At 68.9% G+C, this 17,213-nt stretch carries 11 protein-coding genes and 1 pseudogene; 6 read left to right on the top strand and 6 right to left on the bottom strand.

The window, feature by feature from the left end; translation table 11 throughout:
• Positions 1-4: 4 nt before the first annotated feature.
• The gene (locus DJ82_RS08145) at positions 5-502 is read right to left on the bottom strand and encodes an NYN domain-containing protein (protein ID WP_094524898.1); all 498 of its coding nucleotides are present in this window, start codon (positions 500-502) and stop codon (positions 5-7) included.
• Positions 503-728: 226 nt separating this feature from the next.
• Between DJ82_RS08145 and DJ82_RS08140 the strand changes: the two genes are divergently transcribed.
• Genes DJ82_RS08140 through DJ82_RS08120 form a run of 5 tightly spaced genes read left to right on the top strand, consistent with a single transcriptional unit; the run spans position 729 to position 7,259 of the window.
• On the top strand, positions 729-2,681 hold the full coding sequence (locus tag DJ82_RS08140; RefSeq protein WP_094524897.1) for an ABC transporter substrate-binding protein: 1,953 nt from the start codon (positions 729-731) through the stop codon (positions 2,679-2,681).
• A gap of 33 nt (positions 2,682-2,714) precedes the next feature.
• A complete protein-coding gene (locus DJ82_RS08135) occupies positions 2,715-3,689 on the top strand; it encodes an ABC transporter permease (protein WP_094524896.1) in 975 nt (324 codons plus the stop codon).
• A 6-nt stretch (positions 3,690-3,695) separates the two neighbouring features.
• Positions 3,696-4,880 carry an ABC transporter permease gene (locus DJ82_RS08130; protein WP_094581532.1) on the top strand — a complete coding sequence of 395 codons (1,185 nt, stop codon included), beginning with the start codon at positions 3,696-3,698 and terminating at the stop codon, positions 4,878-4,880.
• A complete protein-coding gene (locus DJ82_RS08125) occupies positions 4,880-5,926 on the top strand; it encodes an ABC transporter ATP-binding protein (protein WP_094557430.1) in 1,047 nt (348 codons plus the stop codon). The genes DJ82_RS08130 and DJ82_RS08125 overlap by 1 nt, the downstream gene beginning before the upstream one ends.
• Complete coding sequence (locus DJ82_RS08120) at positions 5,919-7,259, top strand: ABC transporter ATP-binding protein (RefSeq protein WP_094581531.1); 1,341 nt, start codon at positions 5,919-5,921, stop codon at positions 7,257-7,259. The genes DJ82_RS08125 and DJ82_RS08120 overlap by 8 nt, the downstream gene beginning before the upstream one ends.
• A 30-nt stretch (positions 7,260-7,289) precedes the next feature.
• Here DJ82_RS08120 and DJ82_RS08115 read toward each other — a convergent pair whose 3' ends face one another.
• From DJ82_RS08115 to tpiA, 5 genes are all read right to left on the bottom strand, one after another.
• Entirely contained in the window at positions 7,290-8,033 is a 744-nt protein-coding gene (locus DJ82_RS08115) for a hypothetical protein (protein WP_241881471.1), read from the bottom strand.
• Positions 8,034-8,103: 70 nt separating this feature from the next.
• Positions 8,104-8,424: a cupin domain-containing protein gene (locus tag DJ82_RS08110; RefSeq protein WP_094581530.1), complete on the bottom strand. Its 321-nt coding sequence runs from the start codon at positions 8,422-8,424 to the stop codon at positions 8,104-8,106.
• Positions 8,425-8,480: 56 nt separating this feature from the next.
• Positions 8,481-9,641 (bottom strand): molecular chaperone DnaJ, encoded by a 1,161-nt coding sequence (gene dnaJ, locus DJ82_RS08105; protein WP_241881470.1) that lies wholly within the window; start codon positions 9,639-9,641, stop codon positions 8,481-8,483.
• Positions 9,642-9,714: 73 nt separating this feature from the next.
• A complete protein-coding gene (gene dnaK / locus DJ82_RS08100) occupies positions 9,715-11,646 on the bottom strand; it encodes a molecular chaperone DnaK (RefSeq protein WP_198948044.1) in 1,932 nt (643 codons plus the stop codon).
• Between the two features lie 204 nt (positions 11,647-11,850).
• Positions 11,851-12,495, bottom strand: coding sequence for a triose-phosphate isomerase (gene tpiA, locus DJ82_RS08095; RefSeq protein WP_094581528.1), 645 nt, complete (start codon positions 12,493-12,495; stop codon positions 11,851-11,853).
• A gap of 4,420 nt (positions 12,496-16,915) precedes the next feature.
• Here tpiA and DJ82_RS15065 point away from each other — a divergent pair.
• Positions 16,916-17,213, top strand: a pseudogene (locus DJ82_RS15065) (arsenic-transporting ATPase); the annotation flags it as partial.

The following is a 17,213-nucleotide window of genomic DNA, read 5'->3' as shown; positions in this document are numbered from 1 at the left end:
ACGGTTACAGCAGGAACGTCTCCTCCTCTTCGGCGAGGTCGACGAAGTCGTCCGCGGCCTCGATCAGCTCCTCGGCGGCGGAGTTGCCGAACCCCATCGCCTCGACGCGGACGCCCTCGTGGCGGAGGTGCGAGCAGAGCCGAGCGAAGTCGCCGTCGCCGGTACAGAGCACGACGGTGTCGACGTGGCTGGCGAGCGAGACGGCGTCCAGGCTCATCCCGAGGTCCCAGTCGGCCTTCTTGGAGCCGTCGGCGAACGTCTTGATCTCCTTGATCTTCGTCTCGAAGCCGATGTCGCGGAGCGCCTCGAAGAAGCTCTCCTCCTCCGGGGAGTCGGCGCGGATCACGTACGCGATGGCCCGGACGAGCTCGCGGTCGTCGACCGCGGCCTCCAACAGGCCGGAGTAGTCGATGTTCCGCGAGTAGAAGCTCTGCGCGGAGTGGTACAGGTTCTGCGAGTCGGCGAGCACCGCGACGCGCTGGTGCGGGTGGATATCGGTCATACCGCCCAGTTCACCGGCGCGGCTTAGGGGCTTTGGGATCCGGGTCGCCCGCCGGCCGAACCGGACTGCCCGAACGTCTCGTGTCGACGACACGATGTGCCTGTTCGTTTATAAACTACTCTCGAGTGGACCGTTTATACGGTGTATAAGGCCGTCTTTAGCGGTTATTCGCCGTATCTATCTGAACATCTGAGGTTTTTAGTGCGTACACTCACTGTCTCGTGGTATGTCACGGCGACACACTGACGGTGGCAAAGACGGTCGGCGTCTCGGACGTCGACAGTGGCTCTCCATGCTCGGCGTCGGCGGTGCGACCGCGCTCGCCGGCTGCTCGGGCAACGGCGGTGACGGCGGCGACGGGGAGACCGGGAACGGGACCGACGGGGACGACGGGACGGACGGCGGCGACGGCGAGGACAGCGGCACCGACACGTCGACGTACGCGACGGCCGCCGCGGCCTCGTTCACGACGCTCAATCCGATATACAACGACGAAAACGGCGCCGGGAACGCGATCGCTCGCGCGCTCGACCAGGGGTACACGTTCAACGCCGACAACGAGTACGTCCCGCTGCTCTACGACATGTCCACCGAGGACGGCGAGGTGTGGACGTTCGAGGTCCGCGAGGGGCTCCAGTTCAGCGACCCGTACGGCGAGGTGACCGCGAGCGACTTCGTGTATCTCATCCAGGAAGTTCACCAAGGGGGCTGGGCCAGTTCGGTCAGTGCCACGTACTGGACGGGCGTAGAAGTGGAACAGACCGGCGAGTACGAGTTTCAGGCCACCCTCCAGAGCCCGCAACTCCTCTGGCCCGAGAGCTACGAGCCGCTCCTGTACCCCATCCCGCAGGATCTCCTCCAGCCGTACGTCGAGGAGGAGGACGCCGAGGGGCTCCGGCAGGACGAGGAGTTGCTCGAACTCCAGTTCTCCGGCAACCTCGGCCCGTACGTGCTCGACGAGTGGCAGCGCGACGGCGGCACCCAGTACAGCCGCAACGACGACTACTACCTTCAGGACGCCGACGACCTCCCGGACGTCTTCAACGAGGCCCCGTACTTCGAGTCAGCGGAGATCCAGGTCCTCGGCGAACAGGCCTCCCGACTCGGTGCGTTGGAGACCGGCGAAGTCGATTCAGCGGCTATCCCGCCCGAGCGTGTGCAGGAGTATCAGGACAACGACGAGATCTACGTCAACCAGATCCCGCAGCCGTACAACGAGAAGCTGTCCGTCAACATGCGGGACAACGGCTGGACGACCGGACCGGGAAACATGTTCCGGCACATCCCGTTCCGGCAGGCCATGGCCGCGGCGATCGACAAGCAGAGCCTGATCCAGGGCGTCTTCCGCGACTTCGCGGAGACGCACTTCACGTGGCAGCCCCGCTTCAGTAACTTCTATCCGCCCGAGGACAACATCCCGATGTTCGGCGTCGGCGACCGCTACGGGAGCGAGTACGCCCGCGGGCTGGCGGAGGACGCCTTCGAGCAGTCCGAATACGAGTACGGCTTCGACGGCGAGACGATGGTCGATCCAGACGGCAACCAGGTCCAGCTCAGCCTCTACCACAGCGCCGGCCAGGAGACCGAGCAGCTGATGGGAGAGTTCATCGCACAGGAGCTCGGGAACAACCTCGGGATCGACGTGAGTATCGAGGCCATCGACGGCACGCGGTTCGACACGGAGTACTACACCACGACGGACTTCCCCACGCCCGAGCGGAACGAGGAGGGCGAGGTCACCAGCGTCCCTGACGAGCTCGTCGACACCGTCGACGGCGAGGAGGTCGAGTGGACCTCGCCCACCGCGACGAACCCCGGACCGCGAAACATCACCGGGAACGAGGACTGGGACATGGAGATCGTGTACGGACTGAACACGTTCCCGCGGAACCCCCTCACGAACGCCGTCTTCTTCGACGGCGCGACCGGGTCGTACAACCCGGTCGGCTACTACCCCGAGTTCGACGCGCAGACGCTGTTCGACAACGCCCGGCAGGCGTCCAGCGAGGAGGAGCTGGCCGACGCGCTCGTCGACCTCTTCGTCAACATCGCGGAAGAGCAGCCGTACATCATGCTCGCGTTCCCCGACAGCACGGTCGGCTACCGCGAGGGGCTCGAAGGCCCCATCGAGAACTTCTCGAACGGCTGGAACCTCCCCGCGTGGAGATACGAGCAGTAACGCCGCCGTCTCTCACACTTCCACGTCATCAATATGGGATTCGGAAAGTACGTCGGCGCACGCGTGCTGTGGGCCGTGGTCGTCTCGCTGATCATCACCACGATCACGTTCCTCCTGCTCGCGGCCGCGCCCAACCCGGCGATCCGCGAGGCGGCGACGCAGGCCGCGCTGCAGGGCGGTGACCCCTCGGCCGCGGTCGAGCGAGAGCGCGAGCTCCGCGGGCTCAACCAGCCGCTGTACGTTCGGTACATGGACTTCATCCGGAGCATTTACACGCTCGACTGGGGCTGGTCGGAGAGCCGCAGCCAGCCCGTGACCGAGGCGCTGCTGCAGGCGCTCTACTACACCGCGCAGTACTCGATCCCGTGGACCGTCCTCACGATAACCCTCGGGCCGCTCGTCGGCGTCTACTCCGCGGCGAACATGTACAGCTGGCGCGACCACGTCGCGACCGGGTTCGCGTTCTTCGGGTACGCGATTCCGAACTTCTTCTTCGGGATCATCCTGCTCCTGATCTTCGGGGTCTGGTTCGAGGTCGTCCCGATATCGTACGACACGAGCGCTCCCGTGTTCAGCCTGCAGAACGTCCGGCAGCTGATTCTGCCGGTGTTCGTGCTCGTCACGGGCTCGATCGGCGCGACGATGCGGGTCTCGCGGAACGAGTCCGCGGAGTTCCAGAACTCCGACTTCATGAAGACGGCGAAGGCGAAAGGGGTCTCGCCGCTGCGCGCGTACGCCTACCACGTGATGCGGCCGACGATGGTCCCGCTGTCGACGACGCTCGTCGGGCAGCTGTTGGCGCTGTTCATCGGGTCGTCGCTGCTCGTGGAAGTCGTGTTCGGCATCCCCGGACTGGGCAGACTGACGTTCAACGCGCTCATCTCGCAGGACACCAACCTGGTGTTGGGATCGACGCTGGTGTTCACCTTCATTGCCGTCGTCGGCAACCTGCTAGAAGACTTGGTGTTCACCGTGCTCGACCCGCGAATCAACTACGACGACAGATAACTCACAATGGCAACGAAGAAACCGGAGCAGTTCGACCGCGTCGACTGGAGCGAGCTCTCCGAGTCGGGACGGTTCGACCTGTCGATAAACTCGATCGGCATGCTGGTGGCGACGCTGCCGCTGGCGCTCCTCTGGCTGTACGACTACCAGTTCGTCGGCGAACGCGAGGCGACGTTCCAGGCGATCGGACTCAGCAGGAACCTCGACCCGCTGGACTACTTCTTCGTGTTCACGCTGTTCCTGTTCTTCTTTTACCTGATACTGCCGCTGTATCAGAACCCGCGGATGACGCGGTACTACTGGAAGGAGTTCAGGCGGAACCGCCCCGCGGTCGTCAGCCTCGGTTGGCTGGGGATCGTGTTCGTGGGCGGGCTCATCGGTCCGCTCCTGATCAGCGCGCCGGAGCAGAGCATCCTCACCGGCCACCAGCCGCCGGTGTTCCTCTCGATCGACGAGGCGAACGTCGCGAACTGCGTCGGCGAGGTGGTGAACGGACGGTGTCAGGGGACGTGGCAGCACCCGCTCGGGACCACTCGCGGCGGGAAAGACGTCTTCGCCGGCATCGTCTACGGCATGACGATCAGCATGCAGATAGCCTTCATCACGACGACGATCGTCGCGGCGATCGGCATCACGTTCGGCACCGTCAGCGCGTACGCGGGCGGCTGGGTCGACGAAGTGATGATGCGGTTCGTCGACATCATCCTCTCGTTCCCGACGTTCCTGATGTTCCTGCTCATCCTGTACATCTACGGCGCCGGATTGGGGATGTTCATCCTCGTGTTCTCGGCGTTCGCGTGGGGCGGCACCGCGCGGTACGTGCGCAGCAAGTCGCTGTCCGTCTCCGAGGAGGAGTTCATCAAGGCGACGCGGATCAGCGGCGCGAGCACCTACCGCGTGGTCCGGAAACACGTCGTCCCGAACGTGGCGAGCAGCATCATCACGCAGCTCACGCTGCTCATCCCCGGCTTCCTGCTCGCGGAGGCGCAGCTCGCGTTCCTCGGGATCGGCGACTCGGCGGTCCCCTCGTGGGGACAGCTGATATCCGCGGGCCGGAGCGACCTGGCGTTCGCGCCGTGGATCGTGTTGTCGCCCGGCATCGTGCTGTTCCTGACGATCCTGGCGTTCAACTTCATCGGCGACGCGCTGCTGGACGCTCTGAACCCCGAAGCGGAGGCGGAGAGCGCATAATGTCCACCCGACAACCACTGCTCGAGGTCGAAGACCTCACGACGACGTTCAGCACCGACAACGGAGAGCTCACGGCCGTCGACGGGGTCGACTTCTCGGTCGACGAGGGCGAGACCGTCTGTATCGTCGGGGAGTCCGGCTCCGGGAAGACGGTGGCGACGGAGTCGGTGACGCGGATCGTCAAGGAGCCGCCGGGTCGCGTCCGGGGCTCGGTCCGGTTCAAGGGCCGCGATCTGCTGGAGATGAGCGAGCCCGAACTCCGCGAGATCCGCGGCTACGAGATCGCGCACATCTTCCAGAACCCGCAGGAGGCGATGAACCACTGTTACACCGTCGGGTGGCAGATCGTCGAGGCGCTGCAGATCCACCGCGACGTCTCCGACGAGGAGGCGCGCGCGAAGGCGATCGACCTGATGGACAAGGTGGGGATCGCGAACGCCAGCTCGCGGTTCGACGACTACCCGCACGAGTTCTCCGGCGGACAGAAGCAGCGCGTGATGATCGCGATGGCGCTCGTCGGCGACCCCGACCTGCTGATCGCGGACGAGCCGACCACGGCGCTGGACGTGACGGTGCAAGCGCAGATCCTCCGGCTCCTCGACGACCTGCAGGAGGAGTTCGACATGGGGATCCTCTTCGTCACGCACGACCTGGGCGTCGTCGCCGAGATCGCCGACCGCATCGTCGTGATGTACGCCGGCAAGGTGATGGAGCGCGGCGACGTCCTCGACATCTTCGAGCGCCCCGCGCACCCGTACACCCAGCAGCTGCTGAACTGCCTCCCCGAGATCGGCGGGAAGAAGGGGGGTATCCCCGGGACCCTTCCCGATCCGCTCGATCCGCCGGACGGCTGTCGCTTCGCCCCGCGGTGCGAGCACGCGGTCGACGCCTGCGTGACCGGCGACCAGCCGGAGGAGATCGAAGTGAACCCGGGTCAGCGCGCCTCCTGCGTCCACTACCGCCCCGGCCGCGACGACTCGGTCGTCCGCGACGGGATTCCGGACTCGACCGCCGACGGCGAGGAGGTGAGCTCCGCCGATGACTGAGGAGCCGCTCCTCTCGGTGCGGGACCTCAAGAAGCACTACCCGATCCGGAAGGGCCTGTTGAACCGACAGGTCGGCGCCGCTCGCGCCGTCGACGGGATCAGCTTCGACATCGCTCCCGGGGAGACGCTGGGACTCGTCGGCGAGTCGGGCTGCGGGAAGTCCACCGCCGCCACCTCCATCGTCCGGCTGGAAGAGCCCACGGGCGGCGAGGTGATATTCAACGGCGGCGGGCGGAGCGGTGCGACCCGGAACGCCGACGGCACGCACCCGAACGACGTGACGCGCTTCGACGACCGGGAGCTGAAGGCGTTCCGCCGCGACGCGCAGATGATCTTCCAGGACCCCTCCTCCAGCTTCGACCCGCGGATGTCGGTCGGGGGCGCGGTCGCGGAGATGCTCCAGATCCACGGCATGTCCGACCGCCACCGGCGGCGTGCGATCGTGGAGGACCTGCTCGAACGCGTCGGGCTCTCGCCCGAGGACTACGACCGCTATCCCCACGAGTTCTCCGGCGGGCAGAAACAGCGGATCGCGCTGGCGCGAGCGCTCGTATTGAACCCGGAGCTCATCGTCGCCGACGAGCCGGTCTCCGCGCTCGACGTCTCGATTCAGGCGGAGATCCTCGACCTCATCGCCGACCTGCAGTCGGAGTTCGACCTCTCGCTGTTGTTCATCAGCCACGACATGTCCGTCATCCGGGAGATCTGCGACCGGGTGGCCGTCATGTACCTCGGTGAGATCGTCGAGATCGGACCGACGGACCGCGTCTTCGCCGACCCGCAACACCCGTACACGGAGGCGTTGCTCTCGGCGATCCCGACGCCGGACCCGCGCTCGACCGCCGAGGGGATCGAGCTGACGGGGACCGTGCCGAGCCCGACGAACCCGCCGTCGGGCTGTCGGTTCCACACCCGGTGTCACAGGGTGATCCAGCCGGACGACGTCGACCTCGACCAGTCGAGCTGGCGTGGACTGTTGAACCTCCGCGACGCGCTCGCCGCCGACAGCGTCGACGTCGATCAGATCCGCGAGAACTTCCGGACCGGGACCGACACCGGCGCCACCCCAGATGCCGTGAAAGGACAGATCCGCCGCGAGTTCGACCTCGAGGAGACGATATCCTCCGACGAGATGGAGTCTCTGCTCGACGCGGCGCTCGACGAGGCGCTCGACGACGACCTCGACGCGGCGGCGGCGACGCTCTCCGAGCGGGTCACCACCCCCTGCGAGGAACGCGTCCCCCAGCGGACCAGCCACGAGCCCGGCCACGAGTCGGCGTGTCACCTCCACGAGCGGGACCGGTCGGCGCCGCCGAACCCGGCCGACGACTGAGGCGACCGCCGCCGCTCTCGTCGCTTTGTCTTAGCGTTCGCCCAGCGCCGGGAGCGCCACCCGTCGCGAGCCGCCGTCCTCCCGCTCGACGGTCACGGTCGGTTCGCCGTTGTCCGTCTCCTCACCCACGAGGACGGACGTCGCGCCCGCCGCGAGCGGTGCGACGAGGCCCGCGGCCAGCGCCCGCGGGTCCGAGAGGTCACCGCGGAGCGTCACCGAATCACCCGGTTCGAGCCCGTGCTCGCCGGCGACCGACGCGGCCGCGTCGAGGAGCGCGCGGTGAGTGACGCTCCCGCTCCGGTCCGGTCCCTCGCCGTCCGTCTCGCGCAGCACGATGTCGTCCGGGCCGACTCCGCTGGGGGGCATCCCCGGATTCTCGCTCCACAGCTCCTGCTCCCAGTGGGTCGTCTCGGGTCGCTCCGGCGGTCCGCCGAAGGCGGCGAGGCCGGTGCCGGGGGCCGGCTCCGTCGTCGACTCGTCGGCCACGTCGACGAGGACGACGCGGTCGCCGCGCGCGATCCCGGTCTCGGGGTCGAACCGGACCGGGCGGCCCAGCGCGGCCGCGCCGAGGAAGGCGAGCGTCGTGTGGAGTCCGGGCGCCGGCTCGACTGCCACGGTCGACCCCTCCCGCGCGCCGAGGTAGCGGAGCACGTTCGCCGACTTGTACCCGTTGGTGATCAGGTCCCGATACGTGCGTTCGCGCTCGTCGGGCGTGACGAGCGCGACGTCGCGACTCCGCCGGTCGCGAGCGAGGATATCGCCGACGACGTCCATGTCCGCGACTCGGGGCGGCCGCGACTTAAAAACGAGGAGTGGCGGGTCCGTCCGGGGTCGAGCGCTCGTGTCAGGGCGCGCCGGCGATGACCATCCGCGAGCCGTCGGCCGAAAAGGCGAGGTCGCGCGTCGAGTCGGCGTCGACCCGGACGGCGTCGCCCGGACCGAGCTCGACGGCCTCGCCGTCGACGGTCAGCGTCGCCGCGCCGTGGAGCAGGACGTACACCTCCTCGTGGTCGGCGTCGGCGTGGTCGTGCTCCATCCCCTCCCAGCCGTCGTCGGCCTCGACGACCGTCACGCCGAGGCTCTCGCAGTCGAGCGCGTCGCGGAGGAAGTACATCCCCGGCGCGCGCGGTTCGACGTCGTCGTAGGCGGTGGTGTCGTAGCCCATGGACCGTGATAGGCGGCGCGCGCCGGAAAAACTACGGGTTGATAGGGGTGAGTGCGTTAGAAGGAGCTCTTCAGCCGCTCGAAGAAGCCGCCGCCGACGTCGATGTCCTCGCCGCCGGCCTCGGCGAACGCCTCCAGCGCCTCGCGCTGCTCCTCGTTGAGCGAGTCGGGGATCACGACGCCCACCTGCACGTAGAGGTCGCCGCGGCCGCGGCGCCGCAGCCGGGGCATCCCCTTCCCCTCCAGTCGGAACGTCTCGCCGCTCTGGGTGCCGGCGGGGACGTCCATCTCCACGGTGCCGTCGACCGTCTCGACCTCGACCGTGTCGCCGAAGACGGCCTGCGGGAAGGAGATCGCCTCGCTGACGCGGAGGTCGTCGCCGTCGCGCTCGTACCGGTCGCCGATGTCGACGTCGACCTCGATGAGCAGGTCGCCGTTGGGCCCGCCGTTCTCGCCGGGCGCGCCCTCGCGCTCCATCCGGAGGCTCTGGCCGGAGCGGATCCCCGGCGGGATCTCCACCGAGAGCGTCGCCTCCTCGCGGACGACGCCGTCGCCGCCGCAGTCGGAACAGTCCTCGCTGTACAGCTCGCCCTCGCCCTCGCAGCGCGGGCACGTCGAGGTCTGCTGGACGCGGCCGAGCGGCGTCTGCTGGACCTGCTGGACCTGCCCGCGCCCGTTACACTGAGGGCAGGTCTGCACGTCGGCGTCCGGCGGGTGGCCCGCGCCGTCGCAGGTGTCACAGGCCGTGGGGCGGGTGAGCGTGACCTCCTTGGTCGCCCCCTCGAACGCATCTTCGAGGTCGATCGTGAGCCCCGTACGGAGGTCCCGTCCCTGACGGGGGCGATCGTCGCGGCCGCCGCGAAACGCCCGCGACCACCGCCGCCGCCGAAGAACTGTTGAAGATGTCTCGAACCCGCCGGCGCCCGCCCGCGCCGCGCTCCCCCGAAGGGACCGCGCCCCGCCCGACCCGCCGCGCCCGTCGCCGCCGCGCTTGTCGCCTCGGTGAAGCGGTATGACGAGCTGGTCGTACTGGGCGGCGCTTATCCTCGTAGTGAGCACCTCCTTGGCCTTCTGGATCTTCTTGAACCGCTCTTCGGCGTCGTCGTCGTCGCTGACGTCCGGGTGATGTTCGGCGGCCTTCTTGCGGTACGCCTTCTTGATCTCCTCCTCGCTGGCGTCCCGCGACACGCCGAGGACGTCGTAGAAATCTTCGCTCATGCGTTACGTTCGTTATTGGTCGTTCGTGGCTGGGTCGTGTTAAGGGGCGCGTCCGAAGGCGAGGGCGCCGACGCTACTCCTCGTCGTCGTCCACGTCCTCGAAGTCGGCGTCGACGTACTCCTCGTCGTCGCCGTCGGGGCCCGCGCCGCCGGGGCCGGCGCGCCGCCCGGACCGCCGCGCCGCCGGACCGGCCCGCCCGCCCATACCGCCGGGACCGCCGGCGGCGCCGCCTGCGCCGCCCGGACCGGCCTGCGCGGCCTGTCCCTCGTACATCTGTTTGCCGATCTCCTGGAGCTCCTCCGTGAGCGCCTCCGTGACCGACTCGATCTCGTCGGTGTCGGCGTCCTCGTCCTCGAGCACCGCCTCGACGTCCTCGATCGAGTCCTCGATGTCGCCGATGAGGTCCTCGTCGAGGTCCTCCTCGTTCTCCTCTAAGAGGGTCTCGGCGCGCTGGATCGTCGTCTCGGCCTCGTTGCGGGCCTCGATCCGCTCGCGGCGGGCCTCGTCCTCTTCGGCGTGCTTCTCGGCCTCCTCCTGCATCTCTTCGATCTCCTCGTCGGAGAGGCCGACGCCCCCCTCGATGGTGATCGACTCGGCGTTCCCCGAGCCCTGGTCTTCGGCCTCGACGTTGACGATCCCGTTCTCGTCGATGTTGAACGAGACCTCGATCTGGGGGGTTCCAGCGGGCGCCGGCGGGATGCCGGAGAGCTGGAACGCGCCGAGCAGCTCGTTCTCCTCGGCGATCTCGCGCTCGCCCTGGAAGACGCGGACGTTGACCGAAGTCTGGTTGTCGGCGGCGGTGGTGAACACCTTCGACTCCTCGGTCGGGATGGTGGTGTTCTTCTCGATGAGCCGCTCGAAGAGGCCGCCCTTCACCTCGATCCCGAGCGAGAGCGGGGTGACGTCCAGCAGGACGATGTCGTCGACGTCGCCGGAGAGCACGCCGCCCTGGACCGCCGCGCCGAGCGCGACCGCCTCGTCGGGGTTGACGTTCTTCTTCGGCTCCTGACCGACGAGCTCCTCGACCTGCTCTTGGACCTGCGGCATCCGGGTCGAGCCGCCGACGAGGATGACCTCGTCGATGTCGCCCTTGTCGTAGCCGGCGTCGGAGAGCGCCTGTTCGGTCGGCTCGACGGTGCGCTCGATCAGGTCACCGGTGAGGTTCTCGAACGTCGCGCGGGTGATCGACTGTTCGAGGTGGACCGGACCGCTGTCGGTCGCGGTGATGAAGGGGAGGTTGACCGTCGTCTCCTTCTTGTTCGACAGCTCGATCTTCGCCTCCTCGGCGGCGTCCTTCAGGCGCTGGAGCGCCTGGCGGTCCTCGCGGAGGTCGATCCCGTGGTCGTTCCGGAACTCGTCGGCGATGTGGTCGATGAGCGCCTCGTCCCAGTCGTCGCCGCCGAGGTCGTTGTCGCCGTTCGTGGCGACGACCTCGTAGACGCCGCCGCCCAGGTCGAGCACGCTCACGTCGAACGTGCCGCCCCCGAGGTCGTACACGAGGACGGTCTGGTCGGACTCGTCGTCGAGGCCGTACGCCATCGAGGCGGCGGTCGGCTCGTTGACGATCCGCTCGACGTCGAAGCCGGCGATCTCGCCGGCGTCCTTGGTCGCCTGCCGCTGCTTGTCGTTGAAGTACGCGGGGACGGTGATGACCGCCTTCTCGACGTCGTCGCCGAGGTACTCCTCGGCGTCGCGCTTGATCTTCTGGAGGATCATCGCCGAGACCTGCTCGGGCGTGTACTCTTCGTCCCCGATCTCGACCGTGTAGTCGTCCTCGCCCATGTGCCGCTTGATCGACTGGATCGTGCGGTCGGGGTTCTGGACGGCCTGGTTCTTCGCCGGCTTCCCGACGAGCCGCTCGTCGTCGTCGGCGAAGGCGACGACGGAGGGCGTGGTCCGGTCGCCCTCCGCGTTCGCGATGATCTCGGGCTCGTCGCCCTCCATCACCGCGAACGCGGAGTTGGTGGTACCGAGGTCGATACCGAGGATCTTGTTGCTCGCCATCTTAGCCAAAGTTAGCGGCTTGTGTCGGTTAAAGGTTACTAGACGGCGCGATCTCGTCGGTCAGCTGATACCGCTCACGTCGTGCGGTTTCGCCGATCGTGTGAACTGCTCGCACCGGTGTCTTTATACAGATCCGCAAGCGCAGGGACCTGCGACGGTGGCCGGTGCGAGGCGATCGGCCCGCTCCCGCGGCGGTCGCCGCGCTCAGAGCCCCGAGACGAGGTCCTCCAGCGCCGCCCGCGGGTCGTCGGCCTTCGCCACGCCGGAGGCCAGCAGGATCCCGGACGCGCCGAGGTCACCCGCGGCGGCCACGTCCTCGCCGGTCGAGACGCCGGCGCCGCAGAACACGTCGACGTCGGGGTCGACCGCGTCGGCGACCGCGACCGCGTCCTCGACGATCCCGGGGTCGGCCGTCGAGACGGAGACGTCGCCGCCGATAAGCTCCGGGGGCTCGACGGCGACGGCGTCGGGGCCGAGCGCCGCGGCCGCGCCGACCTGCGCGGGGTTGTTCGCGCAGACGATCGTCTCCAGGTCGGCGCGCTCGGCCGCGCGGACGGCGCCGTCGACGTCGGCGAGCTTCAGCCGCTTCTCGGAGTGGTTGACGAGGGTCCCCTCGGCGCCGTTGTCGGCGACGGCCTCGGCGAGCGTCGACCCGGTGTGCGAGCCGTGGTCGTTCGGCGAGACGTGCTGGGCCCACGTCTCGACGCCGGTGTCCGCGACGCGGGCGAGGTCGGCCGCCTGCGGCGAGACCGCGATCCGAGCGCCGGACGCCTCGGCGACGTCGCTGGCGGCGGTCGCGACTTCGATCGGATCGCACGGGTACGCCTTGAGGTTCACCAGGATGAACATACCCGCACTCGGGAGCCGCGGGGCCAAATACTTCATGCTCCGGCGACGCTACCCGAGCCGCCGGAACTCGCCGAGTCGCGTCCGCGCCCGCGCCCGCTCATCCGCCGCCCCGTCGATCCGCCGCTCTCGCCCCGTCGATCCGCCGTCTGCCCGGGGTGCCCCCGTTCCACCCGCGCGGAGCGAACGTCTTATACGGTCTGTGGTGCCGGCACATTCCTCATAAGAGCTCATCGGCGGCGTGGAAACGCACGAGCCACGCGACCGTTTTCGACCACGGGGTCACGGAGCCCACTCCGCGAGTACTTCGCCGACCGCAACGTCCGGATGTCGGACGACCGAGGAGGGACCGGAAGGGTAACGCGTTCTCTCCGCGTGCCCGGCGACCAGGATTCGTGCGAGTGCACGCCGTCGGCGTGGAGGAATCCTCCCGGTATCGAACGGCGAATCCGACGCGAGCGACGACGACTCGTCGGCGGCGGGAGCCGGCCCTCGACCGGAGCGGTCGGCGGTTCGCTGGGAGGACGATGTTCCGTCCTAAGGCAGCTCCCGGGAGAACCATGGTCCGGCCTGCGTCGCGCGAGGGAGGGGAGGAACCACGCGCGCATGGCGCGTCGGCGAGCGGCGGCCCAACGCCGTCGGGTTCCAGCCTGCGGACCGGTTTGCGAACAGAGGAGCACAGGCTGCACCCCTCTTAGGCGAGAGGACGAGCGCTCCAGCGTCAACGCGTACGCCGCGAACAGGCCGCAGCCCGCCCGGACGCTCGAACACTACAGCGGTGCGCAAGGCGGTCGGGGCGAGACCGCCGAGGACATGCAGAGCCACGTGGGTTTTCGTCGCGGTACAGACGGCGGCGGCTACGACGACGCGAAGTGCGCGCGTGCGCCGAGTAGCGCGCGCCGGCGAGTTCTTGGTTCCGGAGCGTACGACCCCGAGACGGTCGATACATCAGTCCCGACTACCCCGGGGCGGACGGACTGACGGGCGGAATCGGAGCAGCCACGGACACCGGCGGAACGGACGGTGTGCGGCCGCCCCTCCGGAGGCGACGCGTCTGGCTGTCGGCCCGCGACGCTCGTCCGACGTTCGCGACCGGCCGCGGGGAGCGTTCATGGTCGACCTGCGTCGGCCGTCGCGCCCTGCGCCTGTGATGCTACAGCGATCCTCATGTACCGGCTCGTCGGGTGCTCGAGCGTCGCGCGGCCGGGTCGTAGGCATCGCGCGGCGGTCTCTGCGGAACCAGCCATACCAACCTCCCGTCCGGCTCCCGGACTGGCTGCTCGGGGACGTAATCCACTCGTAACCTCCAAGCGCGCCAGGGACAGTGCAGCGCGGCTGACGGTCCGTGCGCGCGTTCAGTGGCAGAGCCCCGTCCCTCGCGTCACGATCCGACGCTCACCGCTCGTCCGCGTTCGTACTGCTCGCGGTCCTCGCCTCGTCCGCGGCCTACGCGTCGAATCGAGCGGAGCGGCGAACCGCGGCGCGAGGTGTCTTCAGTCTTCTGCCGCTTGAACACGTCGCCGAGCGTCATCGTCCCGAGTCGCGCGTTCCCAGTCGGCCGTCCTCGACGACTCGCCTCGACGAGCGAGATGTCGAGCGCACGCTCCAGCTTCCGCTGGACTCGTCGGTCGGGAGGCGTGTCACGCGTCGACATTCGCGGATGAGCTGGCCTTCCTCGTTGAGCCGCGTGTCAGGAGCGTGTGGAAGCGGTGGCCAGCTCCTCTTGGCTGAGCGCCGCGGGCTCAGGCCGCGGGCGCTGTTCCTCCGCTCTGAGGTCGTCGTAGTCGTGTGCGACATCTCGTCCATGTCGTCACATGTTCGCGCGGCCGCGTAGAGCGCCCGAGGACCGCCGGACCCCGAGCGCCGGACGACGGAGGCCTGAGGCGGACGACTTCCCGGTGCTCGAGCTCGTGGAGTACCTTGCTGCCACCGGAGCGTGGAACTCGTCGCGGCCTCTGTGCCCCGAAGTCCTGTACACGAGCTACACAGCTCCGTTGGCGCCTTCGACTTCGTCGTCGTCAGCGAAGGCTTGGTCGGCGCCGCCATCTCCACACTGGGCATACGCGCGCTTTAACGCTCCCGTGGTAATAAAGGGTGTCGCCGGGCCGCCGCGGCGGGAACCGATCGACGCGTCCGCGGCCGTTCGCCCAGCGACAGTCGTGCCGCGTTCGGCCTACCGGCGGCCCGAATTTCGCCGCGCCCGGCAGAAGGTGTATGGACGTCCCGTCACCGAATCGACCTGTGCGGGGGAACGACCCGCGCGCCGCCCTCGAAGAGCTACACGCACCGCGCGCTGCTCGCCGCCGGGTACAGCGACGGCGCGGACCTCGTGCGGTCCCGCTCGTCTCCGCTGAAGCGGGCGACCGCCTGGGCGCCGTGACGCCTTCGGCGGCGCGGTCGGGGCCGGAGTCGGGAGCGACGTCGCCGACGCCGACACCGACGCGCTCGTCCCGACGGCGCCGAGTCCTCTCAGTCGCGGCTTCGACGGCCGGGGCGGCGGTCCCCGACGACGTGATCGACTGCCGAACTCGGGCGACCGATGCGGGCTGGTGCACGGCCCGCGCCGCGCTCGCCGACCGGCGCGAGGGCTGACGGGGGAGGGTCGCTCCGGTCGCGCCGCAGGGGCCGCTCCCTGACGGCCCTCCACGGACCTCGGCGTCGCGCGGAGTCGACAACGGGGTAACGGCCAGGCGCCGCTGGTTTCTCCGGGGCCCCTCCGCGGCGGCGAGGTGGCGAATTCCCGGGCACGTCTCCTCAGCAGTACGTCAGCCGCGCTGCTGATGGCCGGGCCGCGGTCACGACCCGGGGAATCGAGATCGATCTGACGACCGACTCAAGTCGGCGCGTACGTCGACATCACGGCTCGAGACTACTCGACGACTTCGGCGTCGAGGCGACCCCTGGGGGGCCGACGGGGGAGGGCTCGACGGCGCCGCGGCGCGGCGGGTTCGTCGCCGAGGGCGGCAGTCGTCGCGCCCCGCCGGCGGGAGCTAGCGCGTTCCCCGGCGACTTCTCGTCATGCTCCGTACCTCGTTCGCGGCCGGGCGGTCGCGGCGGCTCCGGCGAGTCCGTCCGCATCGAGGGCGCTCCCGCCCGAGCGCGCAGGGCGACTCCGCGATCGTCGACATCGCGGAGCCGCATGGGGTCGACGTCGAGTGGGACCGCGACGCAGGGAGTCATTCGTCGCGACCCGTTGGACCTCCTCCCGGCTCGAGGTCGACGTGGGGACACGCCCGACCCTCCTCCCCACCATCGCCGCCGCGCCTGGCGCGGTCGCCGACGGCGCACCCGGATCTCAGCGAACTGCGAGCACGTCCCGGTACACAGGAGACCCGACCCGCGTCCCGCGATGGCCGAGGAGCTGACGAAGATGGGGCCGCCGAGACGACCGACGGAGCCGGACGTCCTCGAACGATTTTCCACGGTCGCGAGAGGCGACCCTGCGGGGGCCCGAGCGTCCGACGGCCCGCGCCGACCACCGGATCGTGATGTCGCTCGCCCGTGGCCCGCGCCTCGCCGCCGAGGGCACCACGACGATCCCGCGGCGGCGAGCACGTCGACGTCTCGTTCCCAAGGACTTTCTTCGACGCGATGGCCGACCCTCGGGATGGCCGTCCCCGAGCGCAGAGGGTGCGGCGAGTAGACGTCGTATATAAAACCGCCTAGACGGAAGCGCCGATTTATTTACTAAAACGACGGCGGTGCAGTGGCGCGTGCCTAGCGAGGTAAGCTTCGCGGCCGAGCAGCCACGCGCGAGGGAGTTCCGCGAACCGAAGTGAGCGACGACAGGCTGGGAGGTGTTGAGGCCCCCCTGCGGTGGGTTGCGGGTGGATGGACTCAAAAGGGGAGATCGCGAGGACGAAGAACGGCCCGATCAAGCACCGCAGGGAGCGAAGTGAAACGAGCGACTGAGGGCGGCAAGCGAGCCATCGAGTCCTCGCGACTGGGGCTTTTGGAGTTGTTCACCCGCCGGAATTCGGCGGTCAAACCATTTCCAACGCGAGCGGACTGGTCTTCTTGGAGGTGTTCACCGCCGATTCGCGTCCAACCATTTCCACCCAGCCGACTGGGGGCTTTTGACGTTCATTCGCCGAGATAGCGACAGGCCCACTCTGATTCGTCTATTTTCCGCGATCTGACCCCCCACGAGTCCCTTCGTAGACGCGACGGGGTACACAAAACGCCCGCGCCCCACGCGCCGGTATGCGACGACATCGACGTCGAACCCGTGGACTGCGGTCGAGGAGCCCGAGAGGACCAGGAGCGCCGCGGCGACGCCCGAGCACGGAGGCGGGGCGTCACGAGACTGACGCCACCCGACGCCGACCTACCGCCGAGCTGACGCCGCCACGGCCCTCGCCGAGGGCGGTCGGACGCCCCCGGACTCCTCCGCTACGGCGGGAAGGCGGGGTCGGGAGCCACGATGGCGCCGCGACCGGGGCTCTCCTCCCGGCCGCGGCGGCGTCGCAACGCTCTCGTCCCCCTCGACGACCCGGCGCCTCCCTCATCCGACACCCTAACCGAGACGGACATCCCGGCGGAGCCGCGCGCATTCCGCGAGGACATGCCGCCTGTTCCGCCGCGAAGATCGACCCCGACGACCGATGACGAGGGATGTTCGGCCGCGGACGGCGACCCCTCGGCCGGCATGGGGGGCGAGATGGGCCGAGGCGATGGCGGCGATGACGGCGGCACGGACGAGCCCTGGGGGTGCGTGTGGA

Source organism: Halorubrum sp. Ib24 (assembly GCF_002252745.1).
GTDB lineage: Archaea > Halobacteriota > Halobacteria > Halobacteriales > Haloferacaceae > Halorubrum.
The sequence above is the reverse complement of the archived record's forward strand: the minus strand, read 5'-3'. Positions and strand labels throughout refer to the sequence as shown.